The organism is Pseudolactococcus piscium (assembly GCF_002441695.1).
GTDB lineage: Bacteria > Bacillota > Bacilli > Lactobacillales > Streptococcaceae > Pseudolactococcus > Pseudolactococcus piscium.
Map to the genome: position 1 here is coordinate 31867 of NZ_JXJW01000008.1, position 19268 is coordinate 51134.

At 37.3% G+C, this 19268-nt stretch carries 9 protein-coding genes; all 9 read right to left on the reverse strand.

Features of this window, described 5'->3' with window-relative positions; all coding sequences use genetic code 11:
• Window positions 1–89 precede the first annotated feature (89 nt).
• On the reverse strand, window positions 90–992 hold the full coding sequence (locus RU86_RS04995; protein ID WP_096814334.1) for an RluA family pseudouridine synthase: 903 nt from the start codon (window positions 990–992) through the stop codon (window positions 90–92).
• A gap of 3 nt (window positions 993–995) precedes the next feature.
• Window positions 996–1454 carry a signal peptidase II gene (lspA, locus tag RU86_RS05000; protein ID WP_096814335.1) on the reverse strand — a complete coding sequence of 153 codons (459 nt, stop codon included), beginning with the start codon at window positions 1452–1454 and terminating at the stop codon, window positions 996–998.
• Between the two features lie 106 nt (window positions 1455–1560).
• Window positions 1561–7401 (reverse strand): Cna B-type domain-containing protein, encoded by a 5841-nt coding sequence (locus RU86_RS05005; protein ID WP_179296205.1) that lies wholly within the window; start codon window positions 7399–7401, stop codon window positions 1561–1563.
• A 1104-nt stretch (window positions 7402–8505) separates the two neighbouring features.
• Window positions 8506–10953, reverse strand: coding sequence for a DNA topoisomerase IV subunit A (gene parC, locus RU86_RS05010; protein WP_096814337.1), 2448 nt, complete (start codon window positions 10951–10953; stop codon window positions 8506–8508).
• Window positions 10954–10977: 24 nt separating this feature from the next.
• Complete coding sequence (locus tag RU86_RS05015) at window positions 10978–11631, reverse strand: potassium channel family protein (protein ID WP_096814338.1); 654 nt, start codon at window positions 11629–11631, stop codon at window positions 10978–10980.
• A 47-nt stretch (window positions 11632–11678) separates the two neighbouring features.
• Entirely contained in the window at window positions 11679–13019 is a 1341-nt protein-coding gene (locus tag RU86_RS05020) for a TrkH family potassium uptake protein (protein WP_096814339.1), read from the reverse strand.
• Between the two features lies 1 nt (window position 13020).
• A complete protein-coding gene (gene parE, locus RU86_RS05025) occupies window positions 13021–14997 on the reverse strand; it encodes a DNA topoisomerase IV subunit B (RefSeq protein WP_425435898.1) in 1977 nt (658 codons plus the stop codon).
• Between the two features lie 261 nt (window positions 14998–15258).
• A complete protein-coding gene (locus RU86_RS05030) occupies window positions 15259–16473 on the reverse strand; it encodes an ATP-binding protein (protein WP_179296206.1) in 1215 nt (404 codons plus the stop codon).
• Between the two features lie 409 nt (window positions 16474–16882).
• Complete coding sequence (topA, locus tag RU86_RS05035; RefSeq protein ID WP_245810475.1) at window positions 16883–19168, reverse strand: type I DNA topoisomerase; 2286 nt, start codon at window positions 19166–19168, stop codon at window positions 16883–16885.
• Between the last annotated feature and the right edge of the window lie 100 nt (window positions 19169–19268).

A 19268-nucleotide genomic window follows, 5' to 3' on the forward strand; every position in this document is an offset into this window, starting at 1 on the left:
TCCTAAGCAAACTGGTGATGAGATTACTGTCTTTTCAAGTGATATCAGACAAAATAAAAAAAGCTGTCATACGACAACTTCTCAACAGCTTAGTCTGTCACTCTCAGTTTTTCAAGTGTTGCCTTAAATAATTTAGGCGGCTCAATCTCAAACTCCAACCATTCTTGAGAGGTAGGATGCTTAAAGCCTAATATCTCCGCATGTAGGAATTGACCATGGTTTGGCTTCAAGACATTTTTAGGGCCGTATAATGGGTCTCCTGCTACTGGATGACCAATATAGGCCATGTGGACACGAATTTGATGCGTGCGTCCAGTTTCAAGTGTCAAATTAACCAGCGTAAACTCGCCAAACCGCTCTAATACTTCAAAATGAGTCAAGGCATGTTTCCCACCAGCAATCACTGCCTGTTTCTTACGGTCTTTAGGATTACGACCAATCGGTGCTTCAATCACACCACGGTCATTTAAGAGATTACCATGAATAATGGCCAAATAACGACGCTTAGAGCTATGATCTTTCAACTGCGCTGCTAACAGCTCATGGGCTTGGTCATTTTTAGCAACCATCAGTAGGCCACTCGTATCTTTATCTATACGGTGAACAATACCAGGTCTGATCACCCCATTAATACTAGATAATTTTGTCATGTGATACATCAAGGCATTGACTAATGTACCTGAATGATGGCCTGCTGATGGATGCACAACCATACCTTGCGGTTTGTTAATCACAGCCACATCATCATCTTCATAGACGATATCTAGTGGGATATTTTCAGCCTCATAAGACAAAACTTCTGGTTCAGGTATCACAAATGAGATCAGATCATTTTCTAATACCTTATATTTCGCTTTTTTGACTTCACCATTGACAAATACGGCATCTGCTTTGATTAAGTCATTCGCTTGTGTTCTAGACACATTAGAGGTATCTGAAATGGCTTTATCAAGTCGTGAGCCAACCTGTGTTGCTTTGATTTTAATTTTCATGTTTTAATCTTCATCCTTTTCTGTTAAAATCCCGATAAATAGGATGACAAACCCAATACTCAAGAACATATCTGCGACATTAAAAATCGGAAAATTGATAAAGTCGAGTTGGAACATATCGACAACATAGCCCTGACGGACACGATCGATAAAATTTCCCAAAGCACCTGAGATGATCAAGGTTAAGCCAAAGGCATACCAATTTTTATGCAAGTTTTTGATTAAAAACCAAGTTGCTGCGACTAAGACTACTATCGTAGTAATCGTAAAAAACCACTGCTGTCCTTCTAGTAAGGACCAAGCAGCACCATTATTATGTAACTTTGTAAGGGACAAGACCCCTTTTAACACAACTTTTTGCTGTGATAAGGCAAAATGATTAACAACTGCTATCTTGACGATTTGGTCAATGACAATTCCCAAAATGATGAGAATCGGTAACCCTATTTTTTTTAACTTCATTCATCAATTATACCAAAAAAAGCAAGCCTGCGCTTGCTTATAAATGATTATCATTTTGTTTGCTATTTAGTCATATGCACTGAGCTAAATAGGGTAGTTTATCTGATTACAACTTACCTTTTTTTGCCAAAACTAAGCCAAAACCAGCAAGTGTGAGCATGACGAACCCAATGAGATAATATAGATGATTAATTATCTCAGATGTTTTCGGTAATTGATTGTCGTTAGGTTTGTTAGGTGTAGTTGGTGGCTTAACATAAGTGTTTGTCAAGTTATAGCCATTAACTGCCATCACATATCCCTTAACTGCATCTTCTGAAATCGTGTAAACAATTGTCGAACCTGCGTCAAATTTTGGTAAATTAGCGAAAGTATAGGTCCAATTATCTTGAGCCGTTACAACTTTTGAAGTAATAGGTGTTCCGTTAGCAAATAAATTAACAGTGATTTTATCTGGACGGATACCATACTGATTATTATTATCAGCCCAAGTCTTCGTACCACTGACTACTGTTAATTCAGGCGTATGGGTATTCGTCAGGTCGTTACCGTTAATCGTTGTGTCATAACCTGCTATTTTTTCTTCAGAAATTGTATAGACGATTACTTTACCCGCCGCAAATTTTGACAGATTAGCAAAGTTGTATTTCCAATCATCTTTAGCAGCTACGTCTTGCGTCATAACTGTTTTACCATCTGCTAGTAAGTTAACGGTGATTTTATCTGGACGAATGCCATCTTGGTTATTATTATCTGACCAAGTCTTCGTACCACTGACTGCTGTTAATTCCGGCGTATGGGTATTCGTCAGATCATTGCCATTAACGGTCATGTCATAGCCTACAACAGCTTGCTCTGATATCGTATAGCTAATTGCTTGACCAGCTTCAAATTTAGGTAAGTTAGCAAATGAGTATGTCCAGTTACTTTCAGCTGTCACGTCTTCAGAAGCAACTTGTTTCCCATTTGCAAGCAGGTTAACGGTAATACTGTTTGGTCGAATACCATCTTGGTTGTTACTATCTTCCCAAGTCTTTGTCCCCGTAACACTTGTCAATTCAGGAGCATGTGTATTTGTCAGGTCTTTGCCTGTAACAGTCATATCATAGCCTGTAACAGATTCTTCTGAAACGGTATATATAATTTCCTTACCAGCTTCAAACTTAGGTAAGTTGATAAATGTATACTGCCAGTTATCCGTACTTTTTACTTCTTTAAAACTTACTTTTACACCATTTGCAAGTAAATTAACAGTAATACTGTTTGGTCGGATACCATCTTGGTTGTTATTATCGTTCCAAGTCTTGATCCCACTGAATTCTGAGGTTTCTGGCGTATGTGTATTTGTGATATTGTAACCTTGAATACTTTGGTCATATCCTGCAACTGTTTCTTCAGAAATTGTATAATTAATGGCTTTACCAGACACATATTGTGGAAAATTTGTAAATGAATATGCCCAGTTAGTTGCAGCTGTCACAACTTGTTCGGCTACCTTTTCACCATCTGCTAGTAAATTAACGGTAATGCTATCGGGTCTGACACCATCTTGGTTGTCATTATCATCCCAAGTCTTTGTACCGATAAACTGTTTTAGTAGCGGTCTATGTGTATTTGTAATGATGACATTGTTTTTATCAGTGTCATTAACATCTGCTTTATAACCTGCTACATTACCAACTTCTTTAACCTGATAGTTAATTGCTTGTCCATTAGCATTTAAATCTAGATTAGTGAACGTTGTTTGCCAATTATTTTCTGCATTCAAGGTTACAGGATCACCACTAGGGTTATCATTAGCATATAATTGAACTTGAATATTTGTTGGACGCATGCCATCTTGGTCATTATTATCTTCCCAAGACTTGGTTACTGCAATACTCGTTTTGGCAGGTGTATAACTATTAGTGATATTATAGCCATCAATCTTTGCACTATATTTATCAACGCTATTCTCGGTCACCTTATATTCGATAGCCTTACCATCTTTAAACTTGTTAAGATTATCAAATGAATAGGCCCAATTATCTGTAGCAGATACTGTTTTAGTCTGAACTTGTACATTATTGGCTAACAAATTCACAGTAATATTATCTGGGCGAATGCCATCCTGATTAACTTTATCATCCCAAGTTTTACTTCCCTTAACTGAGATAACCTCTAAGATACGTGAGTTAACAATTTTCACATTGCTCAAATCAGTTTGATCAATATTAGATTTATAAGAGCGTACAGTATCTTCTGAAACAGTATATTTGATTGGTGTACCATCATCATGGTATTTAACTAATCCATCAAAGCTAAAAGCCCAATTTAAAGCTTGTGTTACAGTTTTTGATTGACTGAATGTACCGTCTGCTAAAAGGTTAACTGTAATTGATGCTGGTCTTAACCCTTCTATATTGTTATTATCATCCCATGATTTTAGACCTTTAACACTCGTCTTGGTTTTCTCATTTGTTTGTGTTAATTGTATGTTACTATTGGCATCAGCTTGACTAGCTTTGAGTGTTATTTTTTTTCCTACAGCCAAATCTGCTGGTATATCATAGCCAGCAATTGTTGTTGTTTCAACAAGGAAGTAGTCTCCACCTTTAAGATTTCCCCAGGAAAGTTGCCCTTTATCATCTGTAGTTCCTGATCTTAATAAACCGCCCTTATTGCCATTACTAGAGGCATATAACTCAAATTTAACACCTGGAAGGACTTTTGACGTATTATCTTGATCTACTTTAGTGATAACTAAGTTGATATTTTTAGAAGACGATGAACCACTGTTATTAACAACTTTTACACCTTGAGTGGTCCCATTATCAACTGTTTTTTGCCCAGTTCCCTTTACATTAACTGAATTGGTCAGTGTGTCATTTACTAATGATGAGTTGATAAACGCACGATACTGAATTAAATATGCTGTATCAATTGTGTGTAAGAACTTGATGACTAAGACTTGTTCACCAGTGGTTGAATTTGTTTGAAGATCAACAGAATAGTCAGCATCTTTTACAAGTATTTTCTTTTGATCTTGTGAAACTGTACCGTTTTGTGCAACTGTACTGCCATACACAACGATAGAGTCTGCGATTACTGTTTGGTTTGATGATGGCTTGTCAGTAATTACAACATCTTTCAAGGTAGATTGTGCCTTGTTCACCCATACATTCCAAACAGCAAGTGAGGCATCCGATGGGTCTTGTTGTCCAGTTTTCTCTATTGAATTGCCGCCATTATTAACTGATACAGTACCGTTAGCTAGATTTGACTTGTTATTGTTGACATAAGTTGCGGTGTTTTGATAGTCTTTTTTATCAATAACCTTATTAACTAATGACGTATCAAATTTTAATACGTATGCAGATTTTGATCCTTCAGGCAAGTTCACACTAACCGTCTTTGTCGTAGCATCATAAGTAGGTGTTACGCCATCTACCTTAACAAGATTAACAACATCCCCAGCCTTATTGATTGTGCCAGAGTATAAAATGGCACTCCCAGCAACGTAATCCTGATCATCTTGTATAGGATCCGTGATGGATGCACCTATCAATGAACGCTGATTTAAGTTTGTATAAATAGACCATGAGATGTTTTTATTTACTGCATTATAACTACCTGATTTACTACTATCTGATATATAATCAGCTCGAGGTTTAAAATCACCTGAAGCATTATTGGTATGGTTTGTGTTGAACTTGTCCGTCCATGTCATGGTAGCATTATTGGTCCATTTACTTGCATTCCCTATTTTCTGGGTCTCAAATGAAGTATTAAAAGTTAACACATACCAATTACTAGCCTTTACTTTTAAATCCCCTAAAAATGCTACCTTAAATCCCTTATCAGTATCAGTAATAGTATAGTCTGTACCAAGTTTAAGCGGTGCGTTACTATCTCTAAATTTGAAAGCTATAGACGTTTTATCTACTGTTAAACCGTCAGGTATGACTTCATCTAGAGACCAATTGGTCATATCTTGACGTGCTGGGTTGACATCTAATCGCCAAGTTGCCGTTCTATTTGCATAATCAGTATCAATAACATATTTGTATAAACCTTGTGGGGCAACTGAACCAGACCCAACTGTGACTGTTTTATTATTACTAGTTGCCGTATTATTTAGATTTGTTGAGCCATTATCGTTAAGTGGTGTCGTTACTTGCGATTTGTAGCTAACCTTAACTTTCTGGTTTAGTCCATTAGGGAAAGTTACAGTCATTTGTTTGTTGTCAGATGAATACGCAATAGTATAAAGAGACTTATCAAGTACCTTACCCGATGTATCCGTTAATACTGGACTACCAGAGAAAATTTGGTCCCCATCTAACGTATCGACTATTGTTGTTCCTGCTGGTAAAGTTTTCTCACCGGCATTATAGTCAATATGCCAAAAATAGACTTGAGAACCATTCGTATCATTACCATCAAAAGTTTTAGCAAGTAATTTACCATATATTGCTGTTACTTGTGCACTGGCGGTTGCTACCTTATCTCCATTAACCAAAGTAGCCGTATTTTTGAAATTAATATTACCGCCATCATCAGGTTTTTTGTCTTGACTGATAGTCGTAGTATAAGCAACTTTAAATGCCTTATACGTATCTGCGTAATTACCAATAAAACTGATCGTGCCATTAGCATCTACTGTATAATCTGTTCCAGCAACTAGCGGTTGTCCAGTAGCTGTAACAGTTCCTTTGGTATCAATGGTTAACGGATAAACGATAGCACTTTTATAAATATTACCATCTGGCAATGCATCTGAAACTTTTGCATTGACCAAATGACTGCCACTTGTATTAACAGTTACATCCCAGAAAACTTGATTTGGATTATTCGCTTTATCAAGTCTCCCTGCTTTTGAAATGTCATTCCCACCGTTTGGTTTGATGACAATGTTAGCTTTTACTTCACCATCTTTAGTTGGAATGTCAATAGTCGTAGGTCCAGGACTATTCGTTTTATCCAAGGATTGACTAAATGAAAGTGAGCCATTAATATCAGATTGATTCTCAACATTTTTAAATGTTAATTTAACAGTGCCATCTGAATTAACGAGGAAGTCGCCATATTCACCTGCAGAATAATTACCAGGTACATATGCTAATTTCGGTGGTAAACTGAATACAAAATAATCACCATTTTTTAGCACGTAGTTATCTTTTAACTGATCAGGAATCGACCAGTTATACTTTAAATTAATTTTACCATCTGCAGGGAAGTTATCAGCACTTACCTCTTTACCAGTACTATCCTGAAACTTCAGGTCAACACTATCAAAGATAGTCCCATTTGCTGCATCTGGTAGATAAGTTGTGATGTCATTAGGTGTTGGTGCAACATCATTAAGTCTAGCTGTTGTCGTCTTTTTTTCTTTAACAGTTGCGTTATTAGCATCTTCCTTACTACTGTTGCTTGCTGTTGAACTAGCAGGAATTGATGACTCAGTACTTTTAGCCGAAGACTCTGGCACAGTTGAACTTTTCTCTGGTAACTGGGTGATACTACTTAAGTCCAGAGTCGTCTTGCTATCTCCACTGCTAAGTTCAACAGAGTCAATCCCTTTCAAACTTGCTTTATCAAGTTTGATACTAAGATTATTTTCTTCTTTGCTAGTATTTGGTGCTATTGTAGCTTCAAATACTTGGCTATTCAACTTATATTGATTTTTAGAAGCTGTTGTTTGATTTAAGATTTCCTTAATCATAACAGACTTGTTACTAAACTCAATGTTAGTTTGCTTAGCTTGCTCTGTAGCGTTGTTAGCAGTTACTTTAAGATCAACTGTTACAGTTTGATCATCTTCTTTGCTAACGTTCGCTGTATTCAGCGTAATCAAATCATTTTTTTCATCTAATGTATTAGCAACTGCTAAAATCGGTGATACATATTGTAACAATATAATCACCGTCATCAAAATAAAAATACCATTTTTCGATAATTTTTTCATAAAATATATCCATTCCATTAAATTTTCATAAGCTCGTAAGCTAGTAGTGAAGTTGCTAAATGTAACCAGTACCAGATAAAAAGTGATACTTTATATTTAATTTTTCCATATAACTTTACTCCTTTATTATTTATATATTCCTGAATAGTTATAAGGTTATATACATACGCATATATATATGCTTATAACTATTCATAAAACGCTTTTTTTAATCATACTATCTAGATACCTATGCGATATTGATACACATATAAAACTTAGGCATCAATAAAACCCAATCTAATTTGAAAACGTATTAATTTATAAAATCATAGCGATTAAATTCATTTAATTATAGAAAATAGGTTATAAAATAAAGCATACACATCTAAAACAACGAAAAAGATATAGGATAAAAAATTGCTAGACCTACTACTTTCTATGTTGCAAACGTAACTTAACATAACTTTAATTTTAAAAAGACATCTTTAAGGAAAATCTTAATTTTTTCGAAAGATAAATAGGTTAAAAGTCATATAGTTACTGGGTTTAAATGGTATATGCTTGGTTATATATAATGCAATACAATTCTAACTAAATGCTCATAATGTCTTGAAAAACAAATAGAAATAAGCTATAATTGTGGTGTTAATACTATTAAACAATCATGAGACTACGAAAAATTAAGATTTTTCGTAGTCTCATGATTTAATTCTTTAGACGCTTAATAACAAATTAATTAAGTTAAAAATATATAAAACAAAAAAAGAAGCCGAGTAGACCTCTTTATTTTATAATCTCTTTGATAAATCCTTAACTACCAAGTTTTATTAATAAAACAACCATCTATTGAATTAACACTGCTTCTCCCTTATTTCAAAGACTATTTTAAAGGTATAAACAACAAAATCAAGGTAATCAAGTGCTGTGCATTTAAATTTAGGACATTTAGAAACATCAAAAAAGGATCCTTTTAATGAACATTGTTTTGATCGATAAAAAAATAAGCACCTGAGTACTTGCCATATAGTCTTTAGGTATTTCCCACATCATTTGACAAAGGGCCAAAATAAAAAAGAAGTCTGGCCGACTTCTTTTTTATTTTATATCGTTTTTCACTAAATACTATTTGATCTTAGATGACTTAACGCCAAGTTCTTTTGCCTCATCAAAGATAAATGAGCCATTTGATGTACGTTCTAGAATATTCAAATCTGGCAAGTTAATTTCAAATAAGGTCTCCGTGTTAGAGATAACTTGTAAGACTTGCATTTCCTGATCGGCTTCTGCAAATAAGTCACCACCGTACCTATTTTTGATTGTGCCTGAGCTTACGACCTTGTGAGGCGCTTTTTTAAGTTCACGCAAAATTTGCAAGCCACGACCTGCACGACTTTTAGCAGGTAGGTCACTAAATTTAACGCGTTTTAGGGCACCGCGTTGTGTGAGGACATAGAATGAATCAGTACTGACAAAATAACTTGCGACGATAAAATCGGCATCCTTCAAATTCATTGCTTTAACACCTGCTGCCTTAGGGCCGACAAGCGGTACATCTGTTGATGGGAACCTAAGGGCATAGCCATTATAGGTCACAAGCATGATATCTAAGTTCTGAGCAAACTCTAAGCCAATGACAACATCATCTGCCTGTTTAAACTTGGCAAATTGCAGTGATTTCGATCGATACGTTCGCCATGGTTTAAAGTCAGACAGTTGCACTTGCTTAATCAAGCCAAACTTGGTCGTGATTAGTAACTGACTCGTGACTGTCTCAAAATCATCTAAAATATAAGCAAATAAAATCGCTTCATCTTGAGAAAAATTATTGACTAAAGAGGAACAATGCGTCCCAATATCTTTCCATTTGACATCATCTAGTTCATGAATAGGGCGATAAATCACGTTACCTAGTGTTGTGAACATGAGTAAATGCTGGGTTGTCAAAGCAGGCTGATGAAACAGCAAGACGTCATCTTCACGTTTCCCAATCTCAGTTAGTTTAGAGGCACCAAAACTTCTTGGTGTCGTCCGTTTCACATAACCAGAACGTGTCACACTGACGATGGTTTCTTCTTTGACGATGAGTGATGCTGCTTCGACTTCTATCGTCACAACCTCATCTACTAAGACACTTTTGCGCGGTTGATCAAATTTCTTTTTAACTTCACGCAATTCACGTTTCATGACATTAAACATCGTTTTTTCATCATTAATGATGGCAGACAAGGTCAAAATCCGTTCTTTTAATTCGGCTTCTTCATTTTGTAAAGTGACAACATCTGTATTGGTCAGACGATAAAGTTGTAAGGTAACGATGGCTTCTGCCTGTGCTTCACTGAAGTCGTAAGATGCCATCAGATTTTCTCTGGCATCAGCCTTATTATCACTGGCACGGATTAGGGCGATGACTTCATCCAAAATACTCAGTACGCGAATCAAGCCCTCAACGATATGCAAGCGTTTCTCAGCCTTTTCACGATCAAATATCGACCGTGATCTGATGATTTCTCTTTTATGTTGGATATAGCTAGATAAAATTGGGATAATGCCGACCTGTTGCGGTGTCGCATGGTCGATTGCCACCATATTAAAATTATAGTTGACTTGTAAATCTGTATATTTTAAAAGATAGTTCAAGATCAGCTCAGCATCAGCATCTTTTTTAAGTTCAATTGCGATGCGCAGACCATCACGGTCAGATTCATCACGCACTTCTGCGATACCAGCTACTTTTGCATTCACACGAACATCATCGATTTTTTTAACTAATGTTGCTTTGTTTAACTCATAGGGAATCTCAGTGACAACAATCTCTTTTTTGCCACCTTTAAGCTCCTCGATTGCTGTCTTCGAACGGACAACAACCTTACCCTTACCCGTTTCATAAGCTCTTTTGATCTCAGATTTCCCTTGGATGATTGCACCAGTTGGAAAATCGGGACCAGGTAAGAAGTCCATTAATTTATCAACTTTTGCTGTCGGATGATCGATCATATAAACTGTCGCATCGATCACTTCCCCTAAATTATGTGTGGGGATGTCAGTCGCATAGCCTGCTGAAATACCAGTAGAGCCATTGACCAATAAATTTGGAAAACTTGCCGGTAAAACAGTCGGTTCTTTTTCTGTATCATCAAAATTCCAGGCGAATGGGACTGTATTTTTATCGATATCTTGTAATAAATAGGTCGAAATTTCAGATAGGCGTGCCTCGGTATACCGCATTGCAGCTGGTGGATCACCATCCATAGACCCGTTATTCCCGTGCATTTCAACGAGAACTTGCCCCATCTTCCAGTCCTGTGATAGGCGGACCATGGCATCATAAATCGAACTATCACCGTGTGGATGGTAGTTACCCATAATATTACCGACTGACTTGGCCGACTTACGATACCCTTTTTCAAAGGTATTACCATCCTTGTTCATCGAATAGAGAATGCGACGTTGCACAGGTTTTAAGCCATCACGAATATCAGGTAATGCCCGCTCCTGAATGATATACTTTGAATAGCGACCAAAACGGTCACCCATAATTTCTTCTAAAGAGAGTTTTTGTACATTGCTCATAGGTTATCTAATTTCTTTTTATTTTTATATGATTTCTGAAAATTTTTCTATATCTTGCTTGTTGCCGACCACATAGAGTACATCGTCTAAATCAATGACCGTATCATGTTTACCGATACTGGCAGTACCGTCTGTTTTCTTGATAAAGGCGACATTTACTTGATAATCCTGTGTCAGATTTGCTTGGTAGAGGGTTAAGCCTTTAAATTTTTTATTTTTAACAGCGATTTTAGCAAAAGAATAGTCATCTGATAAATCAAGATATTCCGCAATATCTGGGTGTGTTAGCGTATCAGCTACTCGGTTACCTGCATCTTTTTCTGGTTCAATGATCTTACCAGCACCGATTTTAGTCAAGACTTTAATCTGAACATCTGTCGTTGCCTTGGCAACAACATTTTTAGCCCCACTTTCGATGACAATCATCGTCGTTAAAATACTGGCTTGCACATTTCGACCAATGGCTACAACGACGCCATCAAACTTATCAATCTCGATGTTTTTCAATACACGTTCATCTGTTGCATCCGCAATCATGACATGGGTTGCAATATCTTTATGATCATCAATCTTTTTGGCATCTGTATCAATCGCCACGACTTCATGGCCACTGCTTATCAGACTTTTGACAACACTAGAGCCAAATTTGCCCAATCCTATCACACAAAAACTTTTCATAGGTCATCTTTCTCCTCTTATATAAGCGACTTAAACAGCGACATACCTTACCCAACAACAATTTCCTCATCTGGATATTGGATCAACTCTTCATCGATTTTCGCATGACTACCGACCGCATAAATCACCGTCATAATCCCGATTCGACCGATAAACATCAAAATCATGATCGTTACCTTGCCGATAGCAGTCAACTCTGGAGTCAGTCCTAAGGATAAGCCGACTGTAGCCAGCGCTGAAATCACTTCAAAGAAAACGTACTCGATGCCATTATTTTTAGGTAAATGTTCTGTTATTAATAAAATAAAGGCAGAGGTAAAGATGATACCGATATAGATGAACACAATTTCATAGACACGACTAATGATTCGCCTGGGGATACGTCGTTCATGGTATATGGTACTATTACGATTGGCAAAAATTGCCTTTATATTCAGGATTAATATCCCAAAAGTCGTCGTTTTTACCCCACCAGCAGTCGAACCTGACGTCCCACCGATAAACATCAAAATCATGGTTAAGACAAGACTAGCATAACTTGTTGCGTTATAGTTACTAAAGGTAAAGCCGCCCGAACGTGGTGTGATACTTAGGAAAAAGTTTTGTGCCATATAGCTCAGGATATGCCCATCAAACGATTTGAGGTTCAATAGACTGTACAAGACCGTTCCACTACCTACTAAAGCAGTCGTCATAGTTAAAGCCAAACGAGAATGCAGGGTAATTTTTTTGATTGAGCGAAAATTGATTAAGTCAAACCAAACGATAAAACCAAATGAGCCTGATAGAATCAGTAAACTCATGACAAATAAGACATAGGGATTATCCTTAAACTGAAATAATGAGGTCTCAAACAAGTCAAATCCTGCATTTGAATGTGCGGATATGGCATGAAAGACACTAAACCAGACCCCTTTTGCCCACCCAAATCTTGGGATGAAATCTACACTTAATAATAAAGCACCGATCATCTGTGTCATCAAGGACAGTTTGATGACTGATTTGACCAGATTAACCCCACCATTAATACTGGTAAAGCTATAGGCGTCACGAATCATCATCTTGGACTTAAATGAGGGATGTTGGCCTGTCATATTTAACAGCAAGACCAAAAAGCTCATAAAGCCTAGCCCGCCTACTTCGACCATGATTAAAATGACGACCTGACCAAAGGTATTCCAGTGGTCAGCAGTGTTAACGACGGCTAAACCCGTCACACAGGTTGCAGATACAGCCATAAATAAACTGTCTAAATAAGAAGTAGCCTGACCATTTTGATCTGATATCGGCAATGCCAAAAAGATAGAGCCAATCAAAATGACCGTTAGAAAGACAAAGATAATCAGTTGCGGTGGTTTCATATTTTTGACAAATCGAGGCACAAACATCTTATTGCATCACTTCACTTTTCTCTTCAAGCGTAAATTCTACGTTATTTTCGATCCATTTACGACGTGGTTCTACTTTGTCTCCCATGAGAACCGAGACACGTTTTTCGGCTTGCGCCACATCATCTAGTGTGACCTGGATTAAGGTTCTAGTCTCAGGATTCATGGTTGTCTCCCAAAGCTGGTCGGCATTCATCTCGCCTAGCCCTTTATAGCGCTGTAACATGGCACCTTTAGAAAACCGCTTGCGAACATCTGTTAACTCGCCATCTGTCCATGCATATTCGATTTTTTCTGATTTTCCTTTACCCTGACTCATTTTATAAAGTGGTGGTAAAGCGATATAGACATGCCCACCTTCAACTAAAGGCTTCATATAGCGATAAAAGAAGGTTAATAACAAGGTTTGAATATGCGCCCCATCTGTATCGGCATCGGTCATAATAATGACTTTGTCATAGTTAATATCAGACACATCAAAATCAGCGCCAACACCCGCACCTATGGTATAAATCATGGTGTTAATTTCTTCATTTTTGAGAATATCTGCCATCTTGGCTTTCTCAGTATTGATGACCTTACCTCTAAGTGGTAGAATCGCTTGAAACTTGCGATCTCTCCCTTGTTTGGCAGAGCCACCGGCAGAATCTCCTTCGACCAGGTATATTTCATTCTTAGCAGGGTTTTTACCTTGTGCTGGTGTTAATTTGCCTGATAACAGGCCCTTATCTTTCTTGCCTTTTTTACCAGTTCTTGCATCATCACGCGCTTTTCGAGCTGCCTCACGGGCATCACGGGCTTTAATCGCCTTACGAATCAAGTTTTGTGATAGTTCAGCATTTTCCATCAAGAAATAAGCCAGCTTATCACTGACGATACTATCTACGATTGGACGTGCCTTAGGACTACCCAATTTATCTTTTGTTTGTCCTTCAAACTGTAGATGTTCTTCAGGTACCAGGACAGACAAGATCGCTGTCAAGCCTTCCCGGTAATCAGAGCCTTCTAGATTTTTATCTTTTTCTTTGAGTAAGCCTGATTTACGGGCATATTCATTCATCGACTTGGTAATAGCTTGTTTGAGTCCTGCTTCATGCGTCCCACCATCTTTGGTCTTGACGTTATTAACAAAACTTAAAATATTATCAGAGTAGCCATCGTTATATTGAATGGCAACTTCAACTTGGAAACTCTCTGCTTCACCCGCAAAATACATGACAGGTGTTAGCGTGTCCTTGTCTTCATTTAGATAACCGACAAAATCCTGTACACCATTTTCATAGTGGAAACTTGCTGTTTCAGGTTGTCCATCCACTTCATGACGTTCATCTGTTAAGACCATAGTCACATTAGGTAGGAGGAATGCTGATTCGTTTAGGCGATCAAAGATAGTCGCATATTTAAAATCAGTTGTTGAAAAAATCGTTGGGTCTGGCATAAAATGTACTTTTGTGCCAGTTTTTGATTTAGGTGCTTTACCAACCTTTTCCAGGGTTGTCGCAGGTTTCCCACCATTTTCAAAGCGTTGTCTATAAACAAGACCATCACGTATGATTTCAACTTCCAGATAACTAGACAGGGCATTAACAACTGAAGAACCAACGCCATGAAGGCCACCTGATGTTTTATAGCCACCCTGACCAAACTTACCACCTGCATGCAGGACAGTAAAAATCACTTCTACTGTGGGAATACCCGTCGCATGTGTCCCAACTGGCATACCACGACCACTATCTGATACCGTAAGTGAGCCATCTTGATGAATGGTGACATCAATTTGATCACCAAATCCTGATAATGCTTCATCTACTGCATTGTCGACAATCTCCCAGACAAGATGGTGAAGACCGATACCATCTGTAGACCCAATATACATGCCTGGTCTTTTTCTTACAGCATCTAGACCTTCTAATACCTGGATGGCATCATCGTTATAATTATTAATATCTATTGTCAATTTACTTTTTCCTTTGGAAATATCGTGTTTGCGCCATACCTACACATGAACTGAATCAATGCTGCAGGATGACAACTCTCTTTAAGGCCTTGTGGTGCTAATTTCCTTATCAAAAGTGTTCTATACTATAGAATACCTTATTTTTTTACTTTTGGCAAAAATCCACCTAAAAACGCTATCATTAGACAGCGTTTTTAGGGTTAGCCATGTATATTATTGCTTTTACTTAACCTTTTCTTCTTCATAGTCACCATTGCTACAAACGACTTGTTTGCCACAAGCTTATTCACTAGATAATAACCATTTTGCTGCGGAAACAATAGCAATCCCCTTTATATCGGAAATACCTTCATCTACTCCTAAAATTAACGTTTTACTATGATTATCTGCTATTTTCAATAAATTTTCTATTTCTCGATCACTATTTTCTGGTAAACGATAGGCAACTTGAAAATACGCTATTTTACCATTTTTAATGGCTACAAAATCAATTTCAGACTTGTCAACATTACCATATTTTAATGCATATCCGCGTCTTAACAATTCAACTGCCACTATCGCTTCTAATCGATTACCCAAATTGCTATTATTATTTTCAACTTGGGATTGCCACAAGCCATTATCAACTGAATAATACTTGGCACCTGCTCTTAATCGTTGCTTGCCGCGAAGCTGTGTCTGATCAACTCGATAAAAAAGAAATGCTGACTCAATTAGGCTAAGATATTCTCTCAACAAGGTTGTTGAGATATTAAATCCTGAACCCTGCAATCTTTTTTGTAAGGTTGTCACACTAATCTCACTACTCGTTGCATCATAAAGATAGAGGACAATTAATCTGAGTAAAAAAACTTGCTTTGCACTCGAGCGAATCGATACATCACGTAGCATGATTGAGTCAAAAATATCAGATAAAAACTTAAGTTGTTGGCTAGTATCCGTTGTGGTTGTAATGACACTTGGCATTGCGCCATACATCATATAATCATGCAAAGCAGTTTCCATATTAGTTGTGGATACAGATTGTGCCAATTGTCTAACTTGTAAGTATTCCTTAAATGAGAATGGAAATACTTGAATCTGGACATAACGACCCGATAAGCGTGTAGCGAGTTCTCCTGATAGAATCGACGCATTTGATCCAGTTAGATAAATATCACAATCAAAATCAACTCGCAAACTATTCACCACTTTTTGCCAGTCATTTGCCAATTGGATTTCATCAAAGAAAAAGTAATGTTTATTTTTCGAGTTAACTTTCTCAACAAGATATTGATAGAAAACTTTGAAATCATTTGCTAAATCAGAAAACATTAATGATTCGAAATTAATATAGATGATTTGTTCATCTGTCACATCCGCACGATGTTTGATAACATCTCTGATTTGTTTCATCAAGACCGATTTACCTGATCGTCTAACCCCTGTAATCACTTTTATAAACTCATTATCAATATTTGCTTTCAATTCATCTAAATATTTTGTACGCGCTATCATCTCGACCCTCATCAGTCCTTTTCATTCATTATAGCACAAAAAAGAAACTTGTAAATTTATTTTTTAAACTTATAACACAAAAAAAATTTAAAAGTTTATTTATATCACTAATTAAGGCATGTAGATAACAGGAAAGTATGCTCCGAAAGATGTATCTTATCTGAACTGTCTATAATAATCATTGCTAATAACATCTATGCACCAAACACAAGTAAAAAATACCTTGTTTTACCTCTAGTTTACTCCTTTTAGTGACTTCCCACCGTAGAGTTGACAAATCCAAAATTACGCCACACCCTAGATTATACAGAACCCAAAAAACAAGCAACATCAAAGTCACTTGCTTTCTATTTACTGATGAATCAGTGCTATTTAAAATCAAGAACTGAACAATTACTTAGCAGGCCTTTTACTTAACCTTTTCTTCTTCATAGTCACCATTGCTACAAACGACTTGTTTACCGCCACCACGGACTTTCTTCTCGACCAAGAACTGATTACATTTTGGACAGTCTCGACCGATTGGTTTATCCCATGAAGTAAACTCACAGTCAGGATAGCGTGCACAGCCATAGAATATCCGATTACGTTTTGATTTACGTTCAATGACTTGTCCTTCATGACAGGTCGGACAAATCACACCGATTTCCTTAACGATGGCCTTAGTATTGCGGCAATCTGGGAAATTACTACATGCATAAAACTTGCCATATTTGCCAAGTTTGATCACCATAGCATGGCCACAAATATCACAGTCAAATCCGGCTGGTTCATCTTTGATCTGAATCTTCTCAATTTCAGTTTCAGCTTTTTCAAGTTCCAGTGCAAAAGGACGATAGAATTCATCTACGACCTTAACCCATTGACGGCTACCATGCTCAACGTCATCTAATGAACGTTCCATCTCAACGGTAAAAGCTGTATTGACAATATTAGGGAAAAATTCAACAACCATGTTATTGACGATTTCACCAAGTTCTGTCGGTTCAAAGCGTTTAGCCGACAGTTTAACATAATATCGCCGTTGGATTGTTTCCAGAGTCGGTGCATAGGTAGACGGTCGCCCCACACCAATTTCTTCAAGTATCTTAATCAGCGTTGCTTCACTATAACGTGCTGGTGGTTGCGTGAAATGCTGCTCAGGTTTAATCGCTGCTTTCTTAACCAGATCTCCAGCAGCCATCTCAGGTAGCATTTTATTTTTATCCGCATCATTATAGACAGCCATATACCCATCAAATTTGACTTGAGAGCCGTTTGACGTAAACATGACACCGTTTTGAGACAGATTTACTTTGACTGTATCAAATACAGCAGGTGTCATTTGACTGGCAACAAACCGATTCCAAATCAAACGATAGAGTTTTAACTGGTCTTTGTCCAGATACTTGGCGATGTTCTCTGGCGTATTGAGCACATTTGACGGACGAATTGCTTCATGGGCATCTTGCGCACCAGCTACATTCTTGACCTTACTGCCATGTTTACTATAAGCTTCACCAAATGTAGACACGATATAGCTTGCAGCTGCAGCTTGGGCAACAGGTGAGATCCTTGTCGAGTCAGTTCTCATATAGGTAATCAAACCTTGATGACCGTTAGGACCAAGTGTGATACCTTCATAAAGTTGTTGGGCAACTGACATCGTTTTTCTAGCTCTAAAGTTAATTTTATTGGCAGAATCTTGCTGTAAAGAAGACGTTGTATAAGGCAGTGGTGCATTTCTGCGACGTTCTTTTTTATCAACCTTATCGACTGTAAAGTCGTCTGAAGTCAGGCGTGCCATAACTTCTAAGACATCTGAATTTTTTTCTAATTTTTTCTTCTTACCATCAAGGCCATAGAAACTACCTGGAAACTTCTTAGTCCCTTTTTTGAAATCCCCTTCGATAGACCAGTATTCTTCAGGAATAAAAGCATTAATTTCATTTTCCCGATCAATAATTAGCTTCAAGGCAATCGACTGAACACGTCCTGCTGATAAGCCTTTCTTAATTTTTTTCCAAAGAATTGGTGAAATTGAATACCCGACTAATCGGTCTAAAATACGTCTTGCTTGTTGGGCATCAACTAAATCTAAGTCAATAGAACGCGGTTCTTTGAAGGCATCCTTTACTGCATCTTTAGTGATTTCATTAAAGACAACACGATTTTTATCATGGACATCTAGTCCTAAAATATGCGCCAAGTGCCAAGAGATTGCTTCTCCTTCTCTATCCGGGTCACTTGCTAGATAGACGGCTTTGGCATTTTTAGCCTCTTTTTTAAGAGAGTTAATCAATGGCCCTTTACCACGAATATTAATATATTGTGGTTCATAATCATTTTCTATATCGACAGACATAGTTGATTTTTTCAAATCACGAATATGTCCTACAGAAGCGACCACTCTATAATTACGACCTAGATATTTTTCGATGGTCTTAGCTTTGGCTGGTGATTCGACGATAACAAGATTCTTTTTGATCTTTGAAGCAGCTTTCTTTTTAGCTGGCTTCTTTACTGCCGTCTTTTTTTTAGCTGTCGTCGCCTTAGTAGCCACTTTTTTTACTGCTGCCGTTTTTTTAGGAGCAGCTTTAGCAGCCGTTTTAGTTGCTGTTTTAGTTGCTGTTTTAGTTGCTGTTGTCTTTTTAGGAGTTGCTTTCTTTACTGGTGTTTTGCTTACTGCTTTTTCTTCTGATGTCCTTGCGACCATGCATGGTGCCAACTTTCTATTAAAGTATTGTCAACCCATCATAACGGCTTTTTTTACGATTGTCAAGAAAAAAAGAAAGTTAATGTTTTTCTTATAGGAG

What these genes read in the sequence shown, in the direction of transcription:
- RU86_RS04995 (WP_096814334.1), bottom strand. Translation starts at nt 992, where the DNA reads ATGAAAATTAAAATCAAAGCAACACAGGTTGGCTCACGACTTGATAAA.
- lspA (WP_096814335.1), bottom strand. Translation starts at nt 1,454, where the DNA reads ATGAAGTTAAAAAAAATAGGGTTACCGATTCTCATCATTTTGGGAATT.
- RU86_RS05005 (WP_179296205.1), bottom strand. Translation starts at nt 7,401, where the DNA reads ATGAAAAAATTATCGAAAAATGGTATTTTTATTTTGATGACGGTGATT.
- parC (WP_096814337.1), bottom strand. Translation starts at nt 10,953, where the DNA reads ATGAGCAATGTACAAAAACTCTCTTTAGAAGAAATTATGGGTGACCGT.
- RU86_RS05015 (WP_096814338.1), bottom strand. Translation starts at nt 11,631, where the DNA reads ATGAAAAGTTTTTGTGTGATAGGATTGGGCAAATTTGGCTCTAGTGTT.
- RU86_RS05020 (WP_096814339.1), bottom strand. Translation starts at nt 13,019, where the DNA reads ATGTTTGTGCCTCGATTTGTCAAAAATATGAAACCACCGCAACTGATT.
- RU86_RS05030 (WP_179296206.1), bottom strand. Translation starts at nt 16,473, where the DNA reads ATGATAGCGCGTACAAAATATTTAGATGAATTGAAAGCAAATATTGAT.
- topA (WP_245810475.1), bottom strand. Translation starts at nt 19,168, where the DNA reads ATGGTCGCAAGGACATCAGAAGAAAAAGCAGTAAGCAAAACACCAGTA.